The sequence below is a fragment of the Leifsonia sp. C5G2 genome (assembly GCF_013359685.1).
Lineage (GTDB): Bacteria > Actinomycetota > Actinomycetes > Actinomycetales > Microbacteriaceae > Leifsonia.
Genome location: NZ_JABFMV010000004.1, coordinates 177111 through 201377 on the forward strand (window position 1 = coordinate 177111; position 24267 = coordinate 201377).

25 protein-coding genes are annotated in these 24267 nt (G+C 64.8%); 12 read left to right on the forward strand and 13 right to left on the reverse strand.

From position 1 onward, the window contains the following. Window positions 1–39 precede the first annotated feature (39 nt). The 8 genes from HNO83_RS07375 to HNO83_RS07410 form a co-directional block, all read right to left on the reverse strand. Window positions 40–1314 (reverse strand): cellulase-like family protein, encoded by a 1275-nt coding sequence (locus HNO83_RS07375; RefSeq protein ID WP_175336875.1) that lies wholly within the window; start codon window positions 1312–1314, stop codon window positions 40–42. A gap of 32 nt (window positions 1315–1346) precedes the next feature. Continuing rightward, window positions 1347–2270 (reverse strand): carbohydrate ABC transporter permease, encoded by a 924-nt coding sequence (locus HNO83_RS07380; RefSeq protein ID WP_175336876.1) that lies wholly within the window; start codon window positions 2268–2270, stop codon window positions 1347–1349. Further along, window positions 2267–3166, reverse strand: a complete 900-nt coding sequence (locus tag HNO83_RS07385; protein ID WP_175336877.1) for a carbohydrate ABC transporter permease — start codon at window positions 3164–3166, stop codon at window positions 2267–2269. Before HNO83_RS07385 ends, HNO83_RS07380 begins: the two co-directional genes overlap by 4 nt. 73 nt (window positions 3167–3239) lie before the next feature. Continuing rightward, a complete protein-coding gene (locus HNO83_RS07390) occupies window positions 3240–4556 on the reverse strand; it encodes an ABC transporter substrate-binding protein (RefSeq protein WP_175336878.1) in 1317 nt (438 codons plus the stop codon). A gap of 429 nt (window positions 4557–4985) precedes the next feature. Then, the gene (locus tag HNO83_RS07395) at window positions 4986–5333 is read right to left on the reverse strand and encodes a carboxymuconolactone decarboxylase family protein (RefSeq protein ID WP_175336879.1); all 348 of its coding nucleotides are present in this window, start codon (window positions 5331–5333) and stop codon (window positions 4986–4988) included. Further along, window positions 5330–5737, reverse strand: a complete 408-nt coding sequence (locus HNO83_RS07400) for a (R)-mandelonitrile lyase (protein WP_175336880.1) — start codon at window positions 5735–5737, stop codon at window positions 5330–5332. Before HNO83_RS07400 ends, HNO83_RS07395 begins: the two co-directional genes overlap by 4 nt. Continuing rightward, complete coding sequence (locus HNO83_RS07405) at window positions 5734–6765, reverse strand: zinc-dependent alcohol dehydrogenase family protein (RefSeq protein WP_175336881.1); 1032 nt, start codon at window positions 6763–6765, stop codon at window positions 5734–5736. The genes HNO83_RS07400 and HNO83_RS07405 overlap by 4 nt, the downstream gene beginning before the upstream one ends. Next, window positions 6753–8021 carry a multidrug effflux MFS transporter gene (locus HNO83_RS07410; protein ID WP_175336882.1) on the reverse strand — a complete coding sequence of 423 codons (1269 nt, stop codon included), beginning with the start codon at window positions 8019–8021 and terminating at the stop codon, window positions 6753–6755. Before HNO83_RS07410 ends, HNO83_RS07405 begins: the two co-directional genes overlap by 13 nt. 102 nt (window positions 8022–8123) lie before the next feature. Here HNO83_RS07410 and HNO83_RS07415 point away from each other — a divergent pair, with 102 nt between their 5' ends. Beyond that, on the forward strand, window positions 8124–9011 hold the full coding sequence (locus HNO83_RS07415; protein WP_175336883.1) for a helix-turn-helix transcriptional regulator: 888 nt from the start codon (window positions 8124–8126) through the stop codon (window positions 9009–9011). Further along, window positions 9008–9382, forward strand: a complete 375-nt coding sequence (locus HNO83_RS07420; protein ID WP_175336884.1) for a DUF2255 family protein — start codon at window positions 9008–9010, stop codon at window positions 9380–9382. The genes HNO83_RS07415 and HNO83_RS07420 overlap by 4 nt, the downstream gene beginning before the upstream one ends. A gap of 63 nt (window positions 9383–9445) precedes the next feature. Here the strand turns inward: HNO83_RS07420 and HNO83_RS07425 are convergent, their stop codons facing one another. Then, the gene (locus HNO83_RS07425; protein ID WP_175336885.1) at window positions 9446–9898 is read right to left on the reverse strand and encodes a hypothetical protein; all 453 of its coding nucleotides are present in this window, start codon (window positions 9896–9898) and stop codon (window positions 9446–9448) included. After that, window positions 9895–10284, reverse strand: a complete 390-nt coding sequence (locus HNO83_RS07430; protein WP_175336886.1) for a hypothetical protein — start codon at window positions 10282–10284, stop codon at window positions 9895–9897. Before HNO83_RS07430 ends, HNO83_RS07425 begins: the two co-directional genes overlap by 4 nt. 78 nt (window positions 10285–10362) lie before the next feature. On the opposite strand from HNO83_RS07430, the gene HNO83_RS07435 reads away from it, so the two are divergent. After that, window positions 10363–10668, forward strand: a complete 306-nt coding sequence (locus HNO83_RS07435) for a hypothetical protein (protein WP_175336887.1) — start codon at window positions 10363–10365, stop codon at window positions 10666–10668. 2 nt (window positions 10669–10670) lie between these two features. On the opposite strand, the gene HNO83_RS07440 is transcribed toward HNO83_RS07435, so the two are convergent. Next, on the reverse strand, window positions 10671–10952 hold the full coding sequence (locus HNO83_RS07440; RefSeq protein ID WP_175336888.1) for a helix-turn-helix domain-containing protein: 282 nt from the start codon (window positions 10950–10952) through the stop codon (window positions 10671–10673). Between the two features lie 1027 nt (window positions 10953–11979). Between HNO83_RS07440 and HNO83_RS07445 the strand changes: the two genes are divergently transcribed. The 7 genes from HNO83_RS07445 to HNO83_RS07475 all read left to right on the forward strand — a co-directional run bounded on the left by HNO83_RS07445 (window position 11980) and on the right by HNO83_RS07475 (window position 20888). Further along, window positions 11980–12816 carry a TnsA-like heteromeric transposase endonuclease subunit gene (locus HNO83_RS07445; protein WP_175336889.1) on the forward strand — a complete coding sequence of 279 codons (837 nt, stop codon included), beginning with the start codon at window positions 11980–11982 and terminating at the stop codon, window positions 12814–12816. Continuing rightward, the gene (locus tag HNO83_RS07450; protein WP_175336890.1) at window positions 12803–14725 is read left to right on the forward strand and encodes a Mu transposase C-terminal domain-containing protein; all 1923 of its coding nucleotides are present in this window, start codon (window positions 12803–12805) and stop codon (window positions 14723–14725) included. Before HNO83_RS07445 ends, HNO83_RS07450 begins: the two co-directional genes overlap by 14 nt. A 20-nt stretch (window positions 14726–14745) precedes the next feature. Beyond that, the gene (locus HNO83_RS07455; RefSeq protein WP_175336891.1) at window positions 14746–15840 is read left to right on the forward strand and encodes a TniB family NTP-binding protein; all 1095 of its coding nucleotides are present in this window, start codon (window positions 14746–14748) and stop codon (window positions 15838–15840) included. Further along, window positions 15837–17765, forward strand: a complete 1929-nt coding sequence (locus tag HNO83_RS07460) for a zinc-ribbon domain-containing protein (RefSeq protein WP_175336892.1) — start codon at window positions 15837–15839, stop codon at window positions 17763–17765. The genes HNO83_RS07455 and HNO83_RS07460 overlap by 4 nt, the downstream gene beginning before the upstream one ends. A gap of 9 nt (window positions 17766–17774) precedes the next feature. Next, a complete protein-coding gene (locus tag HNO83_RS07465) occupies window positions 17775–18593 on the forward strand; it encodes an AbiTii domain-containing protein (protein ID WP_175336893.1) in 819 nt (272 codons plus the stop codon). An 11-nt stretch (window positions 18594–18604) separates the two neighbouring features. Beyond that, window positions 18605–19456, forward strand: coding sequence for a TIGR02391 family protein (locus HNO83_RS20735; protein WP_175336894.1), 852 nt, complete (start codon window positions 18605–18607; stop codon window positions 19454–19456). A gap of 439 nt (window positions 19457–19895) precedes the next feature. Next, a complete protein-coding gene (locus HNO83_RS07475; RefSeq protein ID WP_175336895.1) occupies window positions 19896–20888 on the forward strand; it encodes a TIR domain-containing protein in 993 nt (330 codons plus the stop codon). A 12-nt stretch (window positions 20889–20900) separates the two neighbouring features. On the opposite strand, the gene HNO83_RS07480 is transcribed toward HNO83_RS07475, so the two are convergent. Next, entirely contained in the window at window positions 20901–22106 is a 1206-nt protein-coding gene (locus HNO83_RS07480; protein WP_175336896.1) for a hypothetical protein, read from the reverse strand. 292 nt (window positions 22107–22398) lie between these two features. Here HNO83_RS07480 and HNO83_RS07485 point away from each other — a divergent pair, with 292 nt between their 5' ends. Together HNO83_RS07485 and HNO83_RS07490 are read left to right on the forward strand one after the other, a co-directional pair. Further along, window positions 22399–23079 (forward strand): DUF433 domain-containing protein, encoded by a 681-nt coding sequence (locus HNO83_RS07485; protein ID WP_175336897.1) that lies wholly within the window; start codon window positions 22399–22401, stop codon window positions 23077–23079. Continuing rightward, window positions 23079–23534, forward strand: a complete 456-nt coding sequence (locus HNO83_RS07490; RefSeq protein WP_175336898.1) for a PIN-like domain-containing protein — start codon at window positions 23079–23081, stop codon at window positions 23532–23534. The genes HNO83_RS07485 and HNO83_RS07490 overlap by 1 nt, the downstream gene beginning before the upstream one ends. A gap of 15 nt (window positions 23535–23549) precedes the next feature. Here HNO83_RS07490 and HNO83_RS07495 read toward each other — a convergent pair whose 3' ends face one another. Then, window positions 23550–24155 carry a hypothetical protein gene (locus HNO83_RS07495; RefSeq protein WP_175336899.1) on the reverse strand — a complete coding sequence of 202 codons (606 nt, stop codon included), beginning with the start codon at window positions 24153–24155 and terminating at the stop codon, window positions 23550–23552. Window positions 24156–24267 lie beyond the last annotated feature (112 nt).

Here is a 24267-nt window from a genome sequence, read left to right on the forward strand (position 1 = left end):
GAAGCCTAAGCTCCCGCCCTAGACGATATGGCGATTCCACTACTCCGCGAGGCGGAACCTCTCATTGACCTTCCGCTGGAACGCGACGTTGCCCCATCCCGGATGGTGCGGGGCCGAGTTGGAGCCGGGGAGCGTCCCCCAGTAGCCGAGTTCGCGGCATACGTCGACGGCGTGTGCGGCGAACTCCTGGCCGATCGGGCCGTCCTCAAAGTCGGCCTGCAGCGGTGTGTAGCCGATCCAGCCCTCGCCGGCCGCTGCGGGTACACCGTGGTGTCCGGCCCAGATGGCAATGGCCTTCAGCCGGGATTCGACCGCATCCCTCATCGCGTGATGCCACTCGGCGTAGTGGCGGTAGAGCCACGCGTCCCACTTGATCGGGTCCACCCAGTCGTAGGCGTAGAACATACTGGTGCTGATACCGGTGGCCTCCAGCCGCCACGGTTCGATCGTGGTGGTCCACTCGTGGAACGGCGGAGCATCGTCGCGTAGGAGGGAGATGAGTTCGGCGGTGGGGAACACGGGGGCGGGCTCGCGGAGCTTCGACCATGCCTCGAGCGCGCCGAGCACGCCGTAGACGTAGACGTGGGCGTGCGCGACCTGCGCGTTCGGCGGCACGGAGTCGAGGTCGAGGTACGGCGGGATGCCGTAGCAGACGGTGGACAGCAGGTCGGGATGCTTCTCCTGCAGGAGGGTGAGAGCAGCCTCGAGATAGGGCCGCTGGCCCCAGAACGTGTCGACGCCGTCAGGGACGACCTGATCGAGCCGGGAGAGGTCGACCTCGTTGTGCAGCTCGACGTATGCGATCCGGTCGCGCAGCCCGGCCTCGGCGACGAAGTCGACGAGGCGGGACTGGGCTTCGGCGAGTGCGCGATGCCGTCGGTCCGGTTCGATGGCGCGGAGCATGTCGTGCCAGGCAGAAGTCGCCAGGAAGGCGGGGCTCTGCTGGTACTCCCAGGAGGAAACGATGATGAAGCAGTCGTGCCGCTCGGCGGCGCGGAACAGTTCGAGCAGGTGCTGACGGCCGTCGATAGTGGCGCCGCCCCCTGCGTCGTACCAGCGGGTTCTCTGCCCGGTGTCACCTCCCATGTTCACGAACTCGAGGGCGGTGGTGTCGATGTCGTGCTCGCCGAAGAGAAGGAGCGGTGCAGCGCAGATGCGGACGGTGTTGTAGCCACGGTCGACGGCTTCCGCGAAGGCGCGGTCGAGGTCGTCGAACGGCTCGCCGGGTGCGGTCTGTGTGTACCAGGTGAAGTCCCACAGGCTGATGGTCAGCTTCTCGGGGAGGTGGGCCGGGGTTGGTGCGAGGGAATTCATCGATCTCCTTGTCGGAACGGGGGTCGGACGTCTCAGCCCTTGACGCTTCCTTCGGTCAGCCCGGCACGCCAGAAGCGCTGCAGGCTGATGATCGCGATCATGATCGGGATCACCGACAGCAGGGCGCCGCCGACGGCGAGCTGGTAGAGCTCCGGGTGCCGGTCGGAGACGCTCTGCCACGAGACGAGGCCGAGCGTGACCGGGTACAGCTTGGGGTCCGAGAGCATGACCAGGGGAAGGAAGAAGTTGTTCCAGATGCCGATGAACTGGAAGAGGAGCACGGTGACCGCTGCCGGGGCCATCAACCGCAACACGAGGCCGAAGAAGATCCGGGCCTCTCCGGCGCCGTCCAGACGACTGGCCTCGAGCAGGCTATCCGGCACCGCTGCCGTCGCGTAGATGCGGCCGAGGTAGACGCCGAACGGGCTGACGAGTGAGGGTAGGAGCACCGACCAATAGGTGTTGACCAGGCCGAGCTGGCTCATCAGCAGGAACAGCGGCAGGGCAAGCGCCGTGCCCGGGATCATCACGCCGGCCAGGATCACGTTGAAGAGGAACTCCCGCCCGCGGAACGGGAACTTCGCCAGGCAGTAACCGGCCATGATCGAGAACACGGTCGCGACGACCGAACCGACGCCCGCGTAGAGCAGGCTGTTCAGGGCCCAGCGGCCGAAGATGCCGCCGTCGTAGGTGACGACGTTGACCATGTTCTGGATGAACTGCGGATTGTCGAGCAGCATCCCCGAGGATCCGAACAGGGCCGCGGTGGACTTCGTCGACGCGATGATGAGCCAGTACACCGGGAACAGGAAGTAGACCGCGGCGACGGCGAGGCCGAAGGTGACGAGGATGCGCCACTTCAGCGCCCGGCGGGGTCGACGGCGTCGCCCGTCCTCCGGAGCGGTCTCGGCGCCCGGGAGCGGGCGTACGACGGGGTTCTCGCGGAGGACGGTCATGCGCGTTCCTTTCGACCGTTGACGAGTTTCAGGAAGCCGAAGGAGAAGGCGCAGGCCACGAGGGCCAGGAGCACCGACTCGGCTGCGGCGAGGCTGTAGTTGTTGTTTGTGAACGCCTCGTTGTACGCCGAGAGGTTCGGCGTGAAGCTCGACGTGATGGCACTGGAAAGGGGCTTGAGCACCAGAGGTTCGGCGAACAGCTGGATCGTGCCGATGATGGTGAACACAGTGGTGAGGACGAGCGCGGGCCGGATGAGCGGCAGCTTGATGCGTGTCACCACCTGCCAGGCGTTTGCGCCGTCGATCGACGCGGCCTCGAACAGGTCGGCGTCGATCGACTTCAGCTGGGCCACCACGACGAGCATGTTGTAGCCCGCGTACTGCCAGGTGACGATGTTGGCGATGGACCACAGGATCGTGCCGGCGCCGAGGAAGTCGAGGTGCAGGCCCATCGCGTTCCCGAGGGCGATGATCGGGCTGAGGCCGGGCGTATAGAGGAAGCCCCAGAGGATGGAGGCGATGACGCCTGGGACGCCGTAGGGAAGGAAGTAGGAGGAGCGGAAGAACGGCACACCCCACGCGGAGGCGGCGTCGAGCATGAGGGCGAGCGCCGTCGCGAGGATGATCATCAGCGGCACCTGCACGACCGCGAACAGGAGCACGGTGCCGAGGCTCTGGACGAATTCGGGCTTGCTGAGCGCTGCGATGTAGTTCTGGAAGCCGACGAAGACCTCCGACGACCCGCCCTGGCCGAACGGGCCAGAGCGCTGCACACCGACCATGCTCTGGTAGATGGCGTAGCCGATGGGGACGACGAGCATCGTCGCGAAGAGCACCATGAACGGTGCCAGGAATCCGATGACGGCGAGTCGGCGGCGGCCCAATGACGACCTCATGATGTGTGTTCCTCTCGTGCTGCGGTGACCGGGCCGGCGACCGGGGCGGGCGCGGGGCCCGCCCCGGCTTCGGTCAGGACCCGGCGCGGGCCTTGAGGCCCTTGGCCTTCAGGTCGGCCAGTGTCTGCTTCTGTGCGGCTTCGACCGCATCTACGAAGCTGCCGTTGCCCTCGATGGCGGCCTGGAACCCGTCGTTGAGGTGGGTGTAGGTAGCGGCTGTCGTGGGGATCCATCCCCACTTGTTGTCGATCGACTTGTCGGCTTGCTCGAAGACCTCCTTGTTGGCGTTCTGCCCGCCCAGGAACGGGTTGGGCTTATCCAGGGCGGAGCCGTCGAGCGCGCCCTTGGCCGCCGGCCAGCCGTAGCCGCCGGCGATCAGCAGGTCGATGCTCTTGGGGTCGGTGTTCAGCCAGTACGCGAACTTCTCCGCGGCTTGCGCGTTCTTGGTTCCCTTGAGGACGGCGGTGGCCGATCCGCCCCAGTTTGCGGAAGCGAAGTCGCCGTCGCCCCACTGCGGCATGGGGGCGACACGCCACTTGCCGCTGGTCGCCGGAGCGTTGCCGGAGAGGATCGCGTCGCCCCATTGCGCCGACGGCCAGGCGGCGATGTTGCCGTTCTGCAGGTCGCTGTACCAGCCGTTGGCGAAGTCGGGCTCGGTCTTGATGAGGCCCTGCTCGCGGAGCTTGTCCCAGTACTCCGCCACCTTGATGGTCTGCGGGGAGTCGATGTTCACGGTCCAGGTGTCGCCGTCGAGCCCGAACCAGCGTGCGCCGGCCTGCCAGGCGAGCGCGGTGAACCAGGCCGAGTTGCCGGGCGGGAAGGTGTTGATGTACTGGTTCGGGTTGGCGTCGTGGATTTTCTTGGCGTCGGCCGCGTACTCGTCCCAGGTCTTCGGTGGGGTGATGCCGAGCGAGTCGAAGATGTCGGAGCGATAGAAGAGGCCCATCGGACCGGAGGCTTGTGGGACAGCGTAGATGGAGTCTCCGAAGGTGGTCTGGCTCAGCTGCCAATCGACGAACTTGGAGCCCTTGTCGCCCATCCCCAGCGGCTTGAGGTCGACGAGACCATTCTCCAGGACGAAGCCCGGGAGCTCCTGGTACTCGACTTGGGCGACGTCAGGCGCTCCCTTGCCGGCCTTCAGTGCGGAGTGCATCTTCGCGTAGGTGCCCGAGCTGCCGGCCGGGGTGATGTCGAGCTTGACCTGGATGTCGGGGTTCTCCTGGTTCCAGAGGTCGACGGCCTTGTCGATGCCGGGGACCCAGGACCAGAACGTGAGCTCGACCTTCCCGGAGGGGGCCGCGTTGTCGGCCGCGCTGTTGCTGGAGCAGGCGGTGGTGGCGAAGACCGCTGCGACCGCTGCCACCGCGGCGATGGTTCTGAACCGCTTCATGTCGGATTCTCTCTTCTGGGGTGCGATGCTGCCCCGGCTCGATCGAGCGCGGGTTCGTTTCCCAGTGCGAGAGGCGACGGCCAACCGACGGATCAGCCGGACGATGACGCGACTCGACGCTGAGGATTGAGACGAGGGTAAGTCGACCGCTGCGACGGCGAGAAGTCGAGAACTGACGGAAAACATGGACGAAATGACGATCGGTGTCGACGGCTCACATGCCCTGGCGCTGGCGTGGACCGCTTTACGGGGCGAACGCCTGGATTGTTATCTGACTGGACCCTGGCACCTGCTCCCGAATGTGCGAGGAGCATTGAAGGGCCGAATCGCAAGCGCGGCCGCTCCACGACCCACACCGCAGACTGCGGCGTCGACGGCGAACGGTCTGACGTTGTTGGCCTCCTGCGATCACTCTCCGCAGGATGAGCGTCACGCAGACGTCTCCTGACTCTCCCCGAACAGCTCCTTGGCGATGGCCATCGCCGACATGGCCTTGGGCCAGCCCGCGTAGAACGCCAGGTGGGTGATCGCCTCGATGAGCTCCTCCTGGGTGACGCCGTTCTGCACGGCGAAGGGGAGATGGAAGCGGAGTTGTTCGAGGTTGCCCCCGACGAGGAGCGCGGTCACGGTGATGAGGCTGCGGTCCCGCTTGGAGAGGCCGGGGCGCTCCCACACCTCGTCGAAGAGCACCTGGTCGGTGTAGTGAACGAGGCCGGGGGCGAAGTCGCCGAAGGCGCGCTGCCCTCCGGTCCAGCCGTCGCGGGTGTTGTTGGTCATACGTTTCGTCCTTCGTAGTCGGCCTCGGTGATGTGCTCTTTCCACGTCGTGGTGTCCGCGGGTTCGTCAGCGGACTCCAACATGGCGATGTGCTCCATGAAGCAACCGGGTGCCGCGGCGTGCCAGTGGTCCTGGCCGGGCGGCGTGTAGAGGGTCTGTCCGGGATGCACCTCGATGATGTTGCCGTCGCGGTCGCCGAATCGGGCGACGCCGGCGGTGACCCGAAGGTACTGCCCGCGCGCGTGGCTGTGCCAGGCGGTGCGGGCGCTGGGGGCGAAGCGGACGAGCGCGACGGTCATCCGCTGGTCGCCGTCGTGTGGGGCGGCGATGGGGTCGACCCAGACGTCGCCGGCGAACTGCTCCGGCGGGTTCTTCACCGTGGACGGGGTGGGTTCGATGTTCATGCGTTCTCCGTCTCCAGCAGCACCTTGATGGCGCGTCGCTCGTCCATGGCCCGGTAGCCCTCCGCCGCTTCCGTGAGCGGGACGGTGAGGTCGAACACCGCACCGGCGTCGAGCTCGTCCCCCATGATCGACGCGACAAGCTCGGGGAGGAAGCGGCGGACGGGAGCGGGGCCGCCGTGCAGGTGCACGCCGGAGAAGAAGAGCTCCTCGCCGGGCAGCTCGACCCCGTGCGAGACGCCGACGTAGCCGACGTGCCCTCCGGGGCGAGTGGCGCGGATCGCCTGCATCATCGACTCCTGCGTTCCCACCGCCTCGATGACCGAGTGCGCGCCGAGCCCGCCGGTCAGCTCCTTGATGGCGGTGACGCCCGCATCCCCACGCTCCTCGACGATGTCAGTCGCGCCGTACTGCCGGGCGAGCGCCTGCCGGTCGGCGTGGCGGCTCATGGCGATGATCCGCCCGGCGCCGAGCTGCTTCGCCGAGAGGATGCCCAGCAGGCCGACCGCTCCGTCACCGACGACCGCAACCGTCTTACCCGGACCGGCCTCGGCGGCCACAGCGGCGAACCAGCCGGTGCCGAGCACGTCGGAGGCGGCGAGGAGGCTGCGCACCTGTGCCGGGGTGGGGGTGCCGGGCACGACGACGAGGGTGCCGTCGGCAAGCGGGACGCGCAGCTTCTCGGCCTGGGTGCCGATCGCCCCCATGGGGAACGCGTGCACGCAGCGTGACTGGTAGCCGGCGCGGCAGATCTCGCAGGTGTTGTCGGAGGCGAAGAAGGAGCCGACGACGTAGTCGCCGATCTTGATGTTCGTGACGTCCTCGCCGACCTGCTCGACGACGCCGACATATTCGTGGCCCATCGGCGTGGGCTCGGTGAGGGCGTCCGTCCCGCGGTAGGGCCAGAGGTCGGAGCCGCAGATGCAGGCTGCGGTGACGCGGATGACGGCGTCGGTGGGCTCCTGGATGACCGGGTCGGCGCGCTCCTCGACGCGCACATCCCGGGGTGCGTACATGACTACTCCACGCATGTGAGGGTTCCTTTCGTTGCGGAGTGGGTGGTGCCGGCGGGGGCGGTGGCCCGGGCCGGACGACGGAGAAGAAGGGCGGCGGTGACCGCGGCGGCCGCGACGGCGACCGTGGTCACAACACCCAAGGGGAGGATGCTGAGGGCTCCTGCGACGCCGACCAGCGGCGCTGCGATGCCACCGAAGGCGAAGCGGGCGGCGCCGAGCAGGGAGGATGCGGTGCCCGCGATCTGCGGGTAGCCGGCCAGCGCGAGCGTCGTCGAGGGCGGGCTGGTGACGGCCGTGCCGGCGGCGAGGAGGAAGAGCGCAGCGATCACGACGGCCAGGGGAACGGATGCGCGGCCCGCGATCAGCACGCCGACGGCACCGAGTGCGGCGATCACGAGGCCGACGATCAGGGTGCCGACCACGCTCCACTTCTCGCTGAAGCGACCGGCGAGGTAGCCGAACACCATGAAGCCGGCGGAGTTGAGTCCGAAGGCGAGTGCGTAGGCCTGCGGTGAGAGGCCGTAGACGCCTTGCAGCACGTAGGTCGCACCGCTGAGGTAGGCGAACAGCGCTGCGTAGACGAAGCCCTGCGCGACGACCGCGCCGACGAAGAGCCGGTCGGAGAACAGCATGCGCATGTCCCGCCGGATCACGGCGAACCCGGCCGCAGTGCAATCGCCCGGCGCCAGCGTCTCCGGGAGACCAAGAACCACCCACGCTAGGATGAGCGCACCGATCACCGCGAGCGCAAGGAACAGACCGCGCCAGTCCAGGATGGCCGTGAGCGCTCCGCCGACGAGCGGGCCGACGACCGCGGCCAGCCCGCCGATGACGGTGAGGCGGCCGTAGAACCGGATGAGTCTCCCGCCCTCGTAGACGTCGCGGCCCGCCGCCTGTGCGATGACGATGCCGACACCGCCGGCCAGTCCCTGCACCAGCCGCGCCGCGATGAGCAGCTCCACGGTCGGGCTCGCCGCGCACAACGCCGAGACGAGAACGTAGGCGGCGACGCCGATCAGAGCGGGACGCCGCCGGCCGAACCGGTCGGACAGCGGCCCGGCGATCAGCTGCCCGGCCGCCAGACCGATCAGGCAGGCGGTCACGGTCAGCTGTGCCGTCGACGTCGCGGCGCCCAGCTCGGTCGTCAGAGCGGGGAGCGCAGGCAGGTACAGGTCCATCGAGATCGGGCCGAACACGGTCAGCACAAGCAGCAGAGTCGCCAGAGGACGGCTGGCGCGCACACGGGTTCCGGAAGTGAGGGATGCTGTCACGTCATCCAGCACACCGCGCGCGCTTCCGGAGAGGGAGTCCCTGATGAGAGGTGTACTGGCAGGGCATCCCTCCCGGACTCGACCCGGCCTAGCCTGGGAGGCATGGACAATCGAGCCGACGTCCGCGAGTTCCTCATGTCGCGCCGTGCCAAGCTCACCCCGGAGATGGCGGGCCTGCCCGCGGGAACCGGGCGCCGGGTAGCGGGACTGCGCCGCTCCGAGGTCGCCATGCTCGCCGACGTCAGCGTCGAGTATTACGCCAAGCTGGAGCGCGGCGCGATCGCCGGTGTTTCTGCCGGTGTGCTGGATGCGGTGGCTCGGGCCTTGCAGCTCGACGACACCGAGCGCGCGCACCTGTTCGACCTCGCGCGGGCCGCGGACGGCATCCCCGTCTCCGGTCGTCCGCGACGCCGCGCGACCCGCAGCCCCGCCGCCAGACCGAGCCTCCACTGGGCGCTGGAGGCGTTCACCGAAGGCGTCGCCGTCGTGCGGAACGCGCAGTCGGATGTGATCGCGTTCAATGCGCTCGGGCGCGCCTTCTACTCGCCGCTGATCGGCGACGGCGGCCGCACGCCGAACTTCGCGCGCTTCCAGTTCCTCGACCCCGCGTCGCGCGACTTCTACCCCGACTGGGATCTCTTCGCCGACATGTGCGTGGCGATGATGCGCGCCGAGGCCGGACGCGACCCCCACAACCGGGCGCTCCAGGACCTGGTGGGCGAGCTGTCCACTCAGAGCGACACGTTCCGAAGGCTGTGGGGCGCCCACGACGTGCGCACGCACGGCGCCGGGACCAAGCGCTTCCAGCACCCCGTCGTCGGCGAGTTGACACTGGCGTACGAGGAGTTCGCGATCACCGCCGAACCCGGCCACGTCATGCTCGTCTACACCGCCGAGCCCGGCTCGCCATCGGCCGAGCGGCTGCGGCTGCTCGCATCCTGGGCCGCCGACCGGCCCGCACCGCTTCAGACCATCACGGAGAACTCATGACCGCCTGGACCACCGACGAACGACACGCCATCGGCTCCACCGACGACTTCTACATCGCGCCGTTCCGGGCGGATGGCGCGACCCTCGGCACACCGACCTGGATCTGGTCGGTCGTGGTCGACGACAACGTGTACGTGCGCGCCTACAACGGCACGGCCTCCCGTTGGTACCAGTCCGCCCGCGCACAGCGCGCCGGCCGCATCACCGCCGGCGGCATCGAGAAGGACGTCACCTTCACCCCTGTCGACGACCCGGAGCTGAACGATCGCATCGACGCCGCGTACGAGGCCAAGTACGGCACCAGCCCGTACTACCCGCCGATGGTCACCGCGAAGACCCGCGCGGCGACGGTGCGGGTGGACCCGCGCTGACGCCATCGTCATACCGAGACGGACTTTCACCCGCTGAAGGCGGCGGCCCCGGTCGCCCTGCCCTCAACTAAGTTCCGGTGGCGTGGCTCGATCCACTTGCGAACGAAGCGAACGAACAAGTGGTTGGCTGTCCAACCAGTCATGGGGATCTCCACCGCCATCCACGACATCAACGATGTCGTGGATGTGGTCGTGGAGATAGGTGATCACATTTTCCGCGTACTGACGGGGCATTTCTTGAACACGGAACGGACGTCGGAATATGTCGCACCAGAACTCGTCCTGCAGCACGACCCGCGCGTCAAAAACACCGGGCGGACGGGCGTCCCACTCGGTCACCGCCGCGTTCCCGGTCGCTTCGAGACCGTGCAAGCGGAGGTAGCGGAGCGTCCGGACGTAGGCCATGATGACGTCACTGAGTGGAACGTCACGCTCAGCCGCCGCCTGGAGAATCGGGCCAGGATCCGACCCGAAGGCGTGAGCCAATTCGATTGTCAGCTGGGTCTCGTTGATCACAGTTCCTCCTCGTACTCCTCGTCCTCATCTGGATCGTCAAGGGCGTCGCCGTCCCGAACGAACTGAGCCGCCTGCAAGACACCGGCGAAGTCATCTGCGGCGATGGCATCCGCCGGCCGCCTACCAACCACGGGGTTTGGGGTCATCAGCCACTCGACAACCCAGTCGTCTCCTCTTCTCGGCGCAAGCATCTTCCAGACGTCGTAGGCGACTCGCACTCGAGCCGCTTCCGCCGCGTCAGGACCAGGATCTCCCCATTCAGGCCAGACGTACGCACCGAGCGGCGACTCTGTTCCGGCAAGACGCGAGAGGAGAGAGGCACCAATGCCGTCGAGCAGGCATTGGGCAAGCCAGATCACCTCTTTGTCCTTGCCACGTGGCGCCATAGCGGCTATTTTAACCACCGGCGGATATTATAGCCACTCGACAATGGGTGGTCCTTCACCGTCGGGGCGGGAGTGGCCATGGGCACCGTAGACAACTCAATCCCCAGGCCATACCTGCGATTACCCGACGACGACGGCACCTACATCGCCACTACGCAGAGCGGCTCAACATACGTCTTCGATTTGAAGCACCGCACCGTAACCCGGACTCCAGGTCCCGACTCACATCCAGACATGCACGACGGCCAACGCACGCTTCGCTCGATCATCCAGTGTGAAGTCGGCGTTAGCGGCTACTGGACGATGCAGCCCGACGACTTCACCGTCGATTACTACTGGCAGTTGACGTCGCCGATAGTTTCGATCGAAGAGCAGAGATTCTGATGTCAGTCCTCGAAGTACCCCGGCCAGAGCGTTCGCTCGAAGGCCTGCTCGAGCTTGGCCAGGGCGTAGGCATCCACCCACGAACGCCCATCAAGAAGCGCCTGCAGAGTTCCGCGATCGACACCGGTCACCTCGCCGGCCTTACGGATGCTCATGTCGCCGAGGGCCTGCCTGAGGTTGACCACGAATCGACGATGGGCCTCGTGCACGGGGTCGCTCATCCTCGACGCCGGCCACGTGCTCTCGGCGCCCTCATTGGGCGCTGGGCGCGTCGGGCGGGGCATGCACTCACCGTAGACGATCCGCGTGCGGTTCGACGCGATGCCATGCCCACTCCCGTCCTCCTCGCGACCCAGTATGACATACGTGGCGGTAATTACAGCCAACCAAGTGTTATTCTTTCTGTGCGGGTGCGGTCATGAGCCGATCGCCATTCCGGATACCCCTGACTCTCCAGCGCGACTTGGGGCCCTTCTGGGGCACGAGAGAGGCCGCGCAGGCACTCTGCTGCTCGACAGATGAGGTGCACAGGCTGACTCGGCGGCGACAACTTGTGGCCATCGCGAATCCGGAGGGTAGCCTGGCTATCCCAAGCTGGGGAGTCAACGGGCCGTCAAGCAAGCAGCGGTATGCGACACCCCTTGAGGGCCTTGTAGAGGTGCTCGAGGCATTGGAGCGATCGACGGAAGACCCGTGGCTTCGTGCCTGGTGGCTCAGCGGGCTGTTGCCCGCGCACCGAGGCTGGTGGGCCATCGAGGATCTTGTTGCTGGCGGCCAACCTCGCGTGCTCGAGCGAGCGCGGAACGTCGACTGGTCATGCCTTCTCGGTTGAGCGGGCGGCTGGGACCCCTAAGGCAGCCAGCGTGGCACGTACGATCGCCTCCACGCGCACTTGCTCTGATTCCAACCGATCCTTATCGCGCTCAGCAGCTCGCCGAGCCGGCTCGGTGATCTCTCCCAGAATCAGATCGGCAGCCGCTAAGTCCTCCAGCCGAATCGGAATCTCGCCCCGCATGATTCGAGATAGGCGCTGCGCCGTCGTACCAGCGCGCGCGGAGAACTCTTTCGTCGGCATGCGCCTCGCGCTCAAGCGCTCTCGCATGCGTAAGACGAACTGATGCTGAAGCCGGGCGGCATGCGTCTGAATGCTGGCCGCTAACGACTCGGGTTGCTTCCACGTAACTCCGGCGTCCCTCCCGAAAGCGCTCGGATCGTCACAAAAGGCGCGCGGCACGTAGCGAGGCCCTGGCATGCTGCAACTCTATCCACTGGAAGCACTTTCTTCTCAAAGGAGGCGCAATGGTGCCTCAAATGGGCAAATCTCACAGCTGGCAGGCGCTTCACGCCCATAACTCCTTCGTGAGTGACAACGAAACTTCCCATAGTCCCCTGGCCGAAGCCAGCGCCACCTCATCCGCGACCGCAACAGTCGAATGGTGTCTGGACCGCCGGTCGGACTCGACGACCAGTGCGCTAGCAGGTCCCGCCCTCCTCGGCGAGGAGCTCTATCTCGCCGCACCGACCCGAACTGCACCGCGCTACCCACGACAGCGCAACTACACCGGCTACTACTACTTCTCGCAGATCAGCCAACACATCTGGCATGAGTCGCTGCTCGAGGCAGCGACGCTGCGCCGGCTCGACTATGAGCAGGACATCGTCGCTATCGCAGCACAGCCGATGACGATCCGGTTCAGCGACGCCACGTGGCACATCCCCGACTACCTCGCCGTGCACGCAGACGGTACCCAGGTGCTGTACGACGTGAAGCCGGAGTCGTTGATGAACGACGCCGTGCTCCACCAGTTCAGCAAGACCCGCGACGTGTGCGCAACGGTCGGCTGGGGCTACGCGATCTGCAACGACCTCGCACCGCTCGTGAACCGCAACCTCACATGGCTGGCCAACTTCAAGCACCGCGGCTACCACCCCGGCGTGCCAGCCGCGTCCAAACTCCTCGAGTTCGTCGCTGCCACAAGTCAACACATCACGATCGGCGAAGCAGCCCGCTCGATGGGATTCCAAACGATGGCTCACGCCCGTTCGAGCGTCTACCACCTGATCTGGGTCGGGATGCTCGCCATCGATCTCGACAAGCGCATCAACGACAACACCATCGTGAAAGGCGGCCGCCATGCCCGCTCTTGATCTCAACTCAGACATCGAACTCGACAACGGCACCTATCGCTTTGTCGAACGGGACGGCAACATCGTCCGCCTCCGTTCGATCGCGACCGACAAGACGCGGGACATGACGCTCACGGAGCTGTCCCGCCTTGCCACTGGTCTGGTGCCAGGCGAGATGTTCTCCGTGCGCGACCTGAACGATCTCGAATCTCGCGCGAAGAAAAAGGAGAAGCGACGAATGGACCTTCTGGCTGCACACGTCAAGGAGCTGGCCACCGGCGAGCCCCTGCACGCAGGATGCGACTCGCGTCCCGAGTACGACCCCGTCGCTCACACCAAAGAGGAGCGCCTGAAGCGAAAGATTGCGGAGCTCAACAGGCTCGGTATCAAGGTCAGTCGCACAACTCTTCAGCGGCAGCTCGCGAAGTTCGACCGCGCCGGCGCTGCCGGGCTGATCGACAAGCGCACTACCCGCAAATACGCACCTCTGGCCAACCTTGACCCCCGTCTCAAGGACTGCTTCCTCAGCGTGATCGCCGACCGCGAGCGCAGATCAACTGGCACGAACTCGCAACTCATCCTTAACGCGGCGAAGGAATATCGACGCCGCTATGGCGTGGATCCCGAGATGCCGTCCCGCGCGACGCTGTACAGGTACCTCGCTGCGATGACAGCGGGAAGGCACACCACCGGCAGCGCGCGCACCCGACAGTCGCTCGCCAACCGGCCGAAGCGCACCTTCGCAAAGGTCATGGCATCCCTCCCGGGTGAAGAGGTGCAAGTCGACTCCACGAAGATGGATGTGCTTGTCCGTCTGAGAGACGGCACGACCGAGCGGCCGATCCTCACCATTGCGGTCGATGTGGCCACGCGCAGCATCTTGGCGTCAACCATCCGACTTACGGCGACGAAGGCCGTGGATCACGCTCTTTTGATCGCTCACTGCCTCACCCCGTACGAGAACCGGCCAGACAGGACCGAGTACCGCTCGATCGTCTCTAGTCAGTTTCCGAATTACCCGCTGATCGAGGGCGACGAGCGCCGCAAGCTGGAGCAGGCTCGAGCCTTCGTCCACCCGCGCCGGATCCAGATGGACAACGGGAAGGACTACGCCAGCGAGGTGTTCCTGGCGGCGCTCCGTAAGTTCGGCGCGGACGCCACCTTCTCGGCACCCCACACACCGACAGACAAGCCCATCGTGGAGCGCACCTTCGAGAGCATCAACTCGATGTTCACGCAGTCGCTCCCGGGCTACACCGGACGTTCGCCGGAGCATCGCGGCTATCAGGTCGACAAGGAGGACCTGCTGGATGTCTTCATGCTCTACGAGCTGTTCGACGACTGGGTCCTCCGGACTTGGCAAAACCGCGCACACGAGGGTCTGCGAGACCCTCATGACCCGTCGATCATGTACTCGCCCAACCAGGCGCTCCGAGCCGCGTCACGTGTGACCAGCACCCTCTACCTTCCGCTGACGCCCGAGGACTACATCGACCTTCTTCCAACGCGTCACATGACCATCACATCGACGGGCGTCCGCCTCAACAACCGTTACTACGACTCCCCACAACTCCATCCGCTGCGTGATCAGAAATCCAACGACGTCCAGCACGCCGGGAAGTGGAAGGTCAAGTACGACCCGTACAACTTTCTCGTCGTCTGGGTCGTGCTCGAGGATGGCAGCCTCGTCGAATGTCGCCTTCGCAACGAGAGCCAATTCGACTTTCCTCACGCCGGGGACATGTTCCTCATCGAGCTGGACGAACGCCTCGAGGTGGCGGCATCCAACGCCGCACTCAACGGCGCCCCCGCCCACGAGTCGCTGACTCTTCCTGCAGCCGCGCCCAGCAGCTTCACAACAGACAGCGAGTGGGAGGACGCCGACGACGAGCTCCCCGACTTCGACCCCGACCAAGACATCTACGCATAACCCAACTCACGGAGACGACCATGATCCAGTTCCACAGCAACGACCGCCCCGCCGCACTACACCGAATGGAGGGCCTGGACGATTACCTCAGCAACCCGGTGCCGATCCCTGTGGTCCACACGGACGCGGAGTACGAGCAGCTGAGCCCGACTGATAAGGCCGCGTACGACCGCGCCCGGATGCTCTACCTATCCGGCGGCATCGTGATCGACACCCCGCAGGTGCAACAGGCACGCTGGCTGCTCACCCAGCACTTCGCAGAGAACGCCGGCCGCAACTCTGGCCACGCAGGCCTCATGCTCAGCGGTGACTCCACCGTGGGGAAGACGACCACGTGCAAGGCGCTCATGCGATACGTGCACGCGCAGTACTTCAAGCAGTTCCCCGACTTCAGAGAGCACGGGCGAGTGCCTGTCGCCTACATCGAGGTGCCTGCAGGATCCACCGGCAAGCTGCTCATGAAGACCTTCGCCGACTTCTTCGGGCTCACCGTTCGCAGCGGCGAATCGATGGTGAGCATCCGCAGCCGTGTCGTCGACCTCCTCAACGACGCAGGTACCCAACTCATCGTCGTCGACGAACTGCACAACCTCGCCGGCCGCAGCGCATCCAACGGAGAATCGGTCGACGTGCTCAAGCTCCTCCACAACGACGTCCCGGCGACCTTCGTGTACGCGGGGATCGATCTCATCGGAAGCGCACTGCTTACCGGCCCTCGTGGGCGTCAGATCGGCGGCCGGTTCACCGCACTCGAGATGACCCGACTCAACAACGCTGACGCGGAAGACCGGACGACCTGGGCGCGCCTCGTCGCGACGCTCGAGAAGAAGCTCCCGTTGCGGCACCATGAGCAGGGCACGCTCAAGAAGCTCGCCCCGTACCTCTACGACCGGACGAGCGGCTCAATCGGCAGCCTCAGCCGTCTGATCACCGGTGCAGCGATCGAGACCATCGCCAACCCCGGGATCGAAAAGGAGGCCCTGGACAAGGATCTCCTCGACACACGTGTCCTCGACATCGCCGCGGAAACCGCGCGCAAGAACCGCGAGCTGCGAGCAGCAAACCGCAGTGGCAACGCTGTCACTCAGCTGCTGAAGGCGCAGGCCGCAGCATGAACACCATCCGCCGGTATCGCGTCAGCCCACGCCCATTCCACCGGGAGACGCTGTTCAGCTACACCTCGCGCTGCCTCGCGGCGAACTTCGAAACTGAGCTGCACCGACAGCAGATGATCTCGGACTTCTCGACCGCCAAGAGCCGTGTTGAAAGGGAACAGGCATGGCGCTCCATCCTTTCCGTCCGCGTCGGGCGGTCACTTTCGTTGGACGCCGACCCGAGCGGATGGGTCCGCCACGTCGACGGATCGGCCTGCGAGGCCTGCGACAAGGACCTCCCGTCCCGCACGGCGTGCACGCTTTGTAGCCAGGGCGCCACCATCTCCCAGAACCCTCACTTCGATGATCTGGTCTGCATCCGCCACCACCGCTGGGTCGGGCTAACCACTCCGGCCGCCGAGCAACGACAGGTCGGAGTGGAACACGTCGACGCCGCGCTGCAGTTCGCGAAGCTCAAGCGGGCCGGACGCCTCGACCTCCGCCTCTTCACACTCGTGACTCGCAACCTCCGGGAGCGCTCCATCGCGGACGAGGCACTCACCTTCCCGAATGCGATCGCGGTCATTCGCGCCATCACGGCGCCCTCCTTCACCCGCCGTTTCTTCTCGCCGACGAAACCGTTCAACGACAGCTTCGAGCACCTCGCTGAAACGCTCACGGCCATCACGTCGGGAGCCGAAGATCGCTTGGCTCGCGCACTGTGGCTGTACGCGCGCGCCACGTTCTGCGACATCAGGCAGGCGATCATTTGCCACCGCCCGTTCAAAGCCACCTGGTCGCACGACTACCCCGTCCACCCCTCGGTCGTCCGCAATCTGACCACCTACACTGGCACGCTCCAGCCGTTCGCGGACTACCTCAAGGTGACGGGCGACACGCCTCAAACTACCGTCGCCGCCGTAGACCACCAGCGGATCATCGAGCCCGAGATCCGACTGTCGGTGCGGGACCAGGAGATCGCCTCCGTTTGCAGCAACGGACACCTCATGCGCTACACGTACGCCACCGAACGGAAGGGAACGAACGGCAAGATGCCCACCTGCCAGATCTGCCGCGGATGGATCGTGATCGCGGGAGTCAACGACATCGCCACCACCGACCCGGAGATCGCCGCCGAACTCGACCCTCACCTCAACGGCGGCCTAACTGCCCAGCACATCAGCGCAAACTCCAAGCAGACCTACATCTGGCGCTGCCCCGCGAAGAACCACCCCTACCCCGCGACCGCCTCAAATCGGACCAAGGCGAACTCCAAGTGCCCAGTGTGCCTCAACCGGCTCATCGTCGCCGGCATCAACGACCTGGCGACTACCCACCCGGAGGTCGCCGCCGAGTTCCACCCAAGCGAACTCAGCAGAACATCGCCGACCAACCTCTCCTCGAACAGCGAGATGCTCATCGACTTCCTCTGCGCCAACGAGCACACATACCGCGCACGAATCTACGACCGAGTCCGCGCAGCAGGCTGCCCAGAATGCGTCCGCAACGCTAACGCTGCGTCCAAGAAGAACCTCGTCGCCACGCACCCGGCTGTCGCCGCCGAATGGCACCCCAGCGCCAATGGCGACCTTCGGCCCGAACACTTCACCCACGGCTCCAACGAAGAGGTCTTCTGGCTCTGCCCGAAGGGCCACGACTACGAGCAGCGCATCGACCGACGCGCCGCCGGCTACCAGTGCTCCGTGTGCTCACGACGACGCCTCGTAATCGGCACCAACGACGTCGCGACCGAACACCCGAAGCTCGTCACAGAGTGGCACCAGTACCTCAACTACCCGAAGAAGCCGAACGAAATCTTCCCGGGCACAGAGAAGTACTACTGGAAGTGCAAGGCTGCCGGGCACAAGACGCACCAGTCGATCCCGCACCGGCTCAAGTCCAAGGGATGCACGGAGTGCCGGCCCGAGGCCCGCATCCTTCGTTGACGGGCGGTCTTGTCCACGCTCGCGCTCAAAGACACTGGTCGACCCCATACTGGTCTGGTGCATAAGCCGCGGTCCCTCCTCGACGACGTGGAAAAAGATCTCCTGGATGACAAACCCATCGCTTCGGTGCTGCGAAAACTCGTACTCCTGGGTGGCCGGGCAGGCTCTCAGCGGCTTCGAGACTGGGCGTCACGGGAACTCCGCGGATACGAGGCTGGCGATACCCTTCCGATGTACCGGCAGCTGCCCGCGGCTATCCAGATCGACGGTGTGCTTGCGAACACCATCGTTAAACACCAAACGGTGTCGGTCACGGACTTCCCGGACTTCGTTCAGGAAGACCTCAGCGAACGCGCGCCAATCCCGTTTGGAGTCGGCGAGGTGCAAGCAGCAATCGAGCTGCACAAGAACGAGGGCGTGGTGCAGCTCCAGGTACCCGGTGCTCCTGTTCTTGCGCAAATGATCGATCATGGCAACCCGTTTCAGCGCACAACTGCGGTCTACTGGTCGGTGAGCACGTCCGCAATGGCAGGATTGCTCGACCAAATTCGCACGCGCTTGGCCGAGCTAATCGGTGAGTTGCGCGCGGCGTCCCCGACCACCGAGCTCCCGACCGCACAGCAGGCGGACAACGCTGTGAACCTTGTTATCAACGGACCCGGCGCGCGTGTGGCCATTTCTCAAGTCGTGAATGGGGAGGCTTCCGACATCGTAGTTCCGCAACGTGCACGCTTCTGGACCATCGGTAAGCAGGTGGGTGCCGCTGCTGTCGGCATAGCGACCATTTTGGCGGCGGTGATCGCCTGGCTGCAGTTGCAGGCGGGCTGAGGGGACCATTTGTGGACGTACGAACCAACCGGGAGTATCTCGCCTACCTGCTTGAGCAACTCATCGAGTTTCAGGCGACATTTGAAGACTTCATGCAACTGCATGTCGAGTGGACAGGAACCGGGAGGGGTTTGCTTCCAGCAGTTGCGCCCCGGGAGGGTGCCGATCCCGAGCGGATACGTGACCTCACCGCCAAGCTGAATCTGCTTAGCGGCAGGCTGATGGAACTCAGTAGCGTCACAGATGTGAAGCTCGGCGTCGAGGGTCAGTCTCGACCGATCGACCCCTTCGTGAACTGGGAGCAGATCACGACGCCGAGACCGCTCCTTGAGCCCTCGACCGTAAGGATGACCTGTAAGCAGGCCCAAGGAAGGCTCGAAGGACTCTCCGCCCGCGCAAAGGCGATGGCTTCCCCCGAGATAGAGCCCAGTCGTTTGCACCCGGTGGTGTGGTCAACCGCCCAGCGCCTCTGGAATGACGGCCACTTACGTCTGGCCGTGGCCGCCGCAGCAGAAGCAGTCACCGGCCAAATGAAGCAGCTGACTAGGCGAAACGATGCGGCCGATACAACGCTTTGGCAGCAAGCGTTTTCCGAGCGGCCTCCGGAAGTTGGTAAGTCCCGGCTCCGCTGGCCGGGAGACCCGACGGACCAGGGAGTCAAGACTATGAACGACGGCCTTCGTCAATTCGCCCCGGGCGTCAACATGGTGATCCGAAACCCCGCAACTCATACTGATGAAGAGATCGCCGAGCAGGACGCCCTTGAAAAGCTCGCGGTCTTGAGTTCTCTCATGCGCTTCGTCGACCGGTGCGAGGTCGCCGCGGCACCTGTCGACCGGGCGCCAGCGACAACTGAGCGCTAGCCTCAACGGAAACAAGGAAGAGGTCATCTGGCTCTGCCCCAAGAGTCACGACCAGCGGCGACGTATCAACCGACGCACCGCCAGCTACCAGTGGTCCGTGTGCTCACGACGACTCCTCACCAGTACCAACCACGTCGCGACCGAACACCCGAAGTTCGTCGAGGAGTCGTACCCGTACCTCAAGCACCCGAAGAAGCCGAACCAGATCTTCCCGGGCACGCAGAAGTACTACTGGAAGTGCAAGGGGGTGCACCGAGTGCTGGCGGGAGGAGCGGATCCTTCGGTTATTGTCACGCTCGATAACGCGGCGCACTCGAATATCCCTGACACCGGTTCGACGATGGCTCCGCTTTCATGGATTGCGGGTTGCCGCCACTATTAGTTGGGAGCGCTCAACAGGCTGGCCCAGCATGATCGCCGCCGATCCAGAGAGGGAGACATGGCTATCGACGTGGAGCAAATGAAGATGGTTCGTAACCTCTCACACGAGCTTACGAGCTTGCCTCTCGCGGACGTCAACCTTCTTCTTCATAGCGCTGGAATCACCGAGATCGACCCATACGCGTGGTACGGGGACATCAACTGGGACCCTACGGCCGACGATCGGCTCGGGACAGTCACCACGCTCATACGGGACCTCTCGCGGTCGGAACTTATCGGCCTGAGCGCAGCCGTCCACGAGCTCTTTTCCTCCCCGGCATTGGCCACTCCCCATGACGGCTCGCCCGCCCTCCGCCTGTTTGCCTCGCACCTTACCGCGCAACGCGGCCTCGTTGGTCAGGTTTCTGATCACCTGGCCCGATGGAACGTCGACCTGTTCGTGGCACACAGCCACATTGAGCCTGACGCCGAGTGGCATGCAGCCATCGAGGCCTCACTCCGGACTGTCCACGCTGGTGTCGTATTCCTCCACCACGGCTTCAACGAGAGCAAGTGGTGTGACCAGGAAGTTGGCTGGCTGCTCGGGCGCGGAGTACCCCTGCGGACGCTCATGTTCAACCACGAAAATCCGTACGGTCCTCTGGGGAAGTTGCAGGCCATGGAAATTCCAGATGGGTGGACTGCTTCGAAGATTGGTGACTCGCTTCTCGACTGGGCCGCGCAAAGAAGCGAACTGAAGTCTTCGTTTGCTAGTTCCATGGCCCTCAGTCTCGCCGGGTCGCGGTCCTTTGATCGGACCAACGCAGTTTGGGCTCGGCTAGACGACTACACGGATCTGGACGGCGCCCAGGTCGCGACCATCGCATCAGCTCTTCGCGACAACGACCAGGTCTTCGGGCCCGAGTTTCGGGTCAACGGCCCAGACTACGGCAAGTGGTTCCCTGAGGTTGTTCTCCGCAAACTGTTGTCGCAGCCAGGATATGCAGTCAACCGTGAACTGCTCGAAGAGGTCGCGGCCGTTCGTGGCGTAGAACTGGCTTCCAACGCGTGAAAGAGAAGGTTGCTAACGCTTGTTCGCCCGTCGAACGACATCGCTCCTGCTCATGGCGTAGGTAAGGTAAGCGCGGTTTCGCCGCGCTTGTTCCTTGCCTCGTACGGAACCCACGAATGCGGCGAGGAATGGGGGAGCTACTGCCCCGACAAGGCTTAAACTACCTACTCCGGCCCACCCGGTGGCAAGACCGCCACCGATCGCGATCCCTATCGTTTGGAGGGCGTCGCGGCTCGTCGCAAAGAGGTCAACCGCATTGCGCCGGAAGCTGGAGGACGCGACCAGGCTCCGCATCTCAGCCACTGCAGGTTCGACGTCCCTCTCCCAGGCCAACTTAAGGCTCCGCGATCGTTCAGCGGCGTCCCCGCTACTTAGATCCGCATTGCCAGCGACCTCAATCATGAAACTTCGAAACGGGGCAACATACGCGTCGACCTCAATGCGAAGGTCAGCGATCTCGTCGATTGGGACTGCTGAAAGCCCCTCGATCATTTGAACTAGCTCGACCGCGCCCGACACGACTTCGGAGGACGCGATGTGTACCGGCGCTGGCACAAACTTCTTCACCCTTGCACTAATCACATCGTCGAGCATGACGCTGGAGGGCGAGGATTCCACCTCGTCAACCATGGCGAAGAACGCTCGCTCGAATTCAGCGTTCTCGCCGGCCTCCGAGTCCCTAATCTGCTGGCCGCGAGTCTTGGGGGTGAGATCCCAGGGCAGGTCTTCGATCAACCCTGCCAAGCTCAGTTTCTCCAGTGCTTGGCTCGTTAGGGCCTCACCACGGGAACGGTGATGTTTCATCAGTGCCAGCCGTAACGGTTCCGCGCGGTCGACGAGTTCCTCCCACAAGGCATCCGGAATTGGGCGGCCATCTCTCATCAGTACCTCGGAGAATTTGCCAATGTCTGACTCGCTCAAGAGGTCGTTGAGGTTCATGTCGAGAACCGCCAGTTCGCGCGGATCCCTCCTCTGGGACATGACAAGGAGCCGAGAGAACAGGGGCACCGGAAAGGAAGCCATGTTGTGATCGCGGATTTCATTTCCCAGCAGATCCTTGCGATGAGATCGCAATGTCACTCGGTCAGCAAGAAACAGCGCTGGCTTCACCAGCTGCTCGTCATACTCCGAAGCCAGGTGAAGTTCCTCGTTGGGGAGGAGTCCTCCCGGGCCAACCAATGCGACCACAGGGTCACTGAAGACCTGCACTTCGAACACCTAGCACCTCGCGTTCTCGATAACTCAGCGAGCCGAGAATACCGAGAATCCATGTTTTGGGATGGGTTCTCCGACGAGCCAAGCCCAAGTAGCTTGAGAATGCCCACTTAGCGCGAGACGTGACACCAGTTGCGACTTCTTGGTCTACTCGGGCTTTTGTCGTTCGAGTTGGGGACTTGCGGCTTTCGCATGGAAGCTGGATTCGGCCGCGATTTGAGGGCATGCCAGGTTCTGAACCCGACTTGGCCGCAATTGCGGCGGAATGCCGGTACTCAAGTGCGATCATTGGGGAATGGCCGTCTCCCTCCTCGACCGCGCGATCTACTCATACGCTGATGTGGATCGTCTCGTCGGCCTGCACTCGGGCACCGCCAGGCGGTGGCTGGAAGGGTATGAGCGCTCCAGCCGGTTCTACGAGCCGGTCCTGCGTCCGGAACCAACCGGTTCCGAGGCTGTGACCTGGGGCGAGATGGTCGAGGCGCGGCTGCTTGCCGAGTTCCGCAGCCAGCAGGTCCCGGTACAGCGTCTGCGCCCAGCAATCGTTCGACTCCGCGAGGAGTTCGGCCGTTATCCGCTGGCCCACGCTCGCCCCTTCCTCGACGTCGAGGGCCGCGAACTGGTCCGCGCTGTCCAGGAAGAGTCCGGGCTGGATCGCCCGCTTCGTTTCGTTGTCGTACGCAACGGACAGGCGATGCTTGCTGAGGCCACGAAACGGTTCAGGGATGTCGTCGAGTACGACGAAGGCGTCGTTGCGAGGCTGGCTCCCAGTCACCGCACTCCGCGCGTAGTGATGGATCCGGCGCGAGCGTTCGGCCAGCCCGCGGTCAGAAACGTGCGCACGGACGCACTCGCGGAGGACTACCGGGCCGGGACCTCCCGCGAGGAGCTCGCGGAGCTGTACGACCTCAGCGCCGCTCAGGTGGATGAGGCGATCCGTTTCGAACTCATCGCCGGAACCGAGCGCGCCGCCTGATGGCGCGTGAGTTCGAGCCGGTGTACTTCACCGACGAGAACACCCTTGGTCTCGGAAAGCTCCTGCACCGCAGTGGCCGGGATGACGTCCTGTATCCCGGTCACGAGTACCTCCCCGAAATTCCCCGCGAGACCCCCGACCTCGAATGGATGCCGGTAGTCGCTCGACGCGGACTTGTGGTCGTGAGTCGGGACAGGCGCATCCGCTCCCGGCCCGCCGAGCTGAAGGCGTACTTGGAACTCGGCATCCGTTCCGTGTGGATCGGCGGGAAACGCGACCTCGGGCCTCAGGACCAGCTTGAGGTCTTCCTTGCGCACGAGGTTCGATTGCGCCGAGAGATCATCAAGCGTGGTCCCGGACCGTGGGCTCTCGCGTTGTCGCCGACCGGGCTGCGACCATTGCGCTTGAGGGAGCACCCCGAGCGACTCGCCTTCGACGCACCGTTTCGCATGTGAATGCTTCTCCGCGGGTCAATCCCCACGCTCGCACGCCAGGTGCAGCTCCGTGTACGCGGGCTTGCCATCGGCCACGTAGAAGTCGGCCGACTCGAGGTCGGGCTCCGTCTCGACACATGTCCCCGAGCCGGCGCCTTCGTAGGCCGCCCACTCGACGTGGAAGAGGCCGCCGCGGTAGTCGATCGAGGAGACCTTCGAGTGTTCGAGGCGGTCGATGTCCCCGAGGTCGTAGGAGCCGAGCAGGTCTCCGTGGACGCCGAAGAATCCCAGGACGTTCGGCCATTCGACCCCGCCTGCGTTGCAGGAGAAGGCGACCACGAGCGACGGGCTCGCCTGGGGATCGGTGGATTGCGCCCACACGTACTTCTTGTCGGCGTTCATGGCGAGGCCCGTCTCCCCATCCCCTGCCGGGATGCCGGGCAGCTTGCCGTCCACGAGCCGGCCGGACTGCCGCTGGCACATCGGAGGCGCCGTCAGGTTCTCCAGCACCTGGTCTGTGATGGCCGGCGGCGAGGCCGGCTCAGCAGTGACGGTGGCGGTGACGGTCACGGTCGACGGGGTGGGCGGCGGCCCTGACGTGCACGCAGAGAGCATGAGTGCGAGGCCGGCGACCCCGGTCATGGCCACCGAACGGAGGTGCGCAGACAACGTCGTCTCCATTCCCGCGGGAGTTCGGGCCCCCGCGTTGCGGCACACCATAGCGCCTGGACGCGCATCCGGCCACGCCGGTCAC

Coding starts and splice junctions, on each gene's coding strand:
- HNO83_RS07390 (WP_175336878.1), bottom strand. CDS start 4,556: ATGAAGCGGTTCAGAACCATCGCCGCGGTGGCAGCGGTCGCAGCGGTC.
- HNO83_RS07490 (WP_175336898.1), top strand. CDS start 23,079: ATGGCGCGTGAGTTCGAGCCGGTGTACTTCACCGACGAGAACACCCTT.
- HNO83_RS07445 (WP_175336889.1), top strand. CDS start 11,980: ATGGGCAAATCTCACAGCTGGCAGGCGCTTCACGCCCATAACTCCTTC.
- HNO83_RS07400 (WP_175336880.1), bottom strand. CDS start 5,737: ATGAACATCGAACCCACCCCGTCCACGGTGAAGAACCCGCCGGAGCAG.
- HNO83_RS07405 (WP_175336881.1), bottom strand. CDS start 6,765: ATGCGTGGAGTAGTCATGTACGCACCCCGGGATGTGCGCGTCGAGGAG.
- HNO83_RS07415 (WP_175336883.1), top strand. CDS start 8,124: ATGGACAATCGAGCCGACGTCCGCGAGTTCCTCATGTCGCGCCGTGCC.
- HNO83_RS07380 (WP_175336876.1), bottom strand. CDS start 2,270: ATGACCGTCCTCCGCGAGAACCCCGTCGTACGCCCGCTCCCGGGCGCC.
- HNO83_RS07420 (WP_175336884.1), top strand. CDS start 9,008: ATGACCGCCTGGACCACCGACGAACGACACGCCATCGGCTCCACCGAC.
- HNO83_RS07440 (WP_175336888.1), bottom strand. CDS start 10,952: ATGCCCCGCCCGACGCGCCCAGCGCCCAATGAGGGCGCCGAGAGCACG.
- HNO83_RS07375 (WP_175336875.1), bottom strand. CDS start 1,314: ATGAATTCCCTCGCACCAACCCCGGCCCACCTCCCCGAGAAGCTGACC.
- HNO83_RS07455 (WP_175336891.1), top strand. CDS start 14,746: ATGATCCAGTTCCACAGCAACGACCGCCCCGCCGCACTACACCGAATG.
- HNO83_RS07460 (WP_175336892.1), top strand. CDS start 15,837: ATGAACACCATCCGCCGGTATCGCGTCAGCCCACGCCCATTCCACCGG.
- HNO83_RS07475 (WP_175336895.1), top strand. CDS start 19,896: ATGGCTATCGACGTGGAGCAAATGAAGATGGTTCGTAACCTCTCACAC.
- HNO83_RS07395 (WP_175336879.1), bottom strand. CDS start 5,333: ATGACCAACAACACCCGCGACGGCTGGACCGGAGGGCAGCGCGCCTTC.
- HNO83_RS07385 (WP_175336877.1), bottom strand. CDS start 3,166: ATGAGGTCGTCATTGGGCCGCCGCCGACTCGCCGTCATCGGATTCCTG.
- HNO83_RS07435 (WP_175336887.1), top strand. CDS start 10,363: ATGGGCACCGTAGACAACTCAATCCCCAGGCCATACCTGCGATTACCC.
- HNO83_RS07450 (WP_175336890.1), top strand. CDS start 12,803: ATGCCCGCTCTTGATCTCAACTCAGACATCGAACTCGACAACGGCACC.
- HNO83_RS07485 (WP_175336897.1), top strand. CDS start 22,399: ATGGCCGTCTCCCTCCTCGACCGCGCGATCTACTCATACGCTGATGTG.
- HNO83_RS07430 (WP_175336886.1), bottom strand. CDS start 10,284: ATGGCGCCACGTGGCAAGGACAAAGAGGTGATCTGGCTTGCCCAATGC.
- HNO83_RS07495 (WP_175336899.1), bottom strand. CDS start 24,155: ATGACCGGGGTCGCCGGCCTCGCACTCATGCTCTCTGCGTGCACGTCA.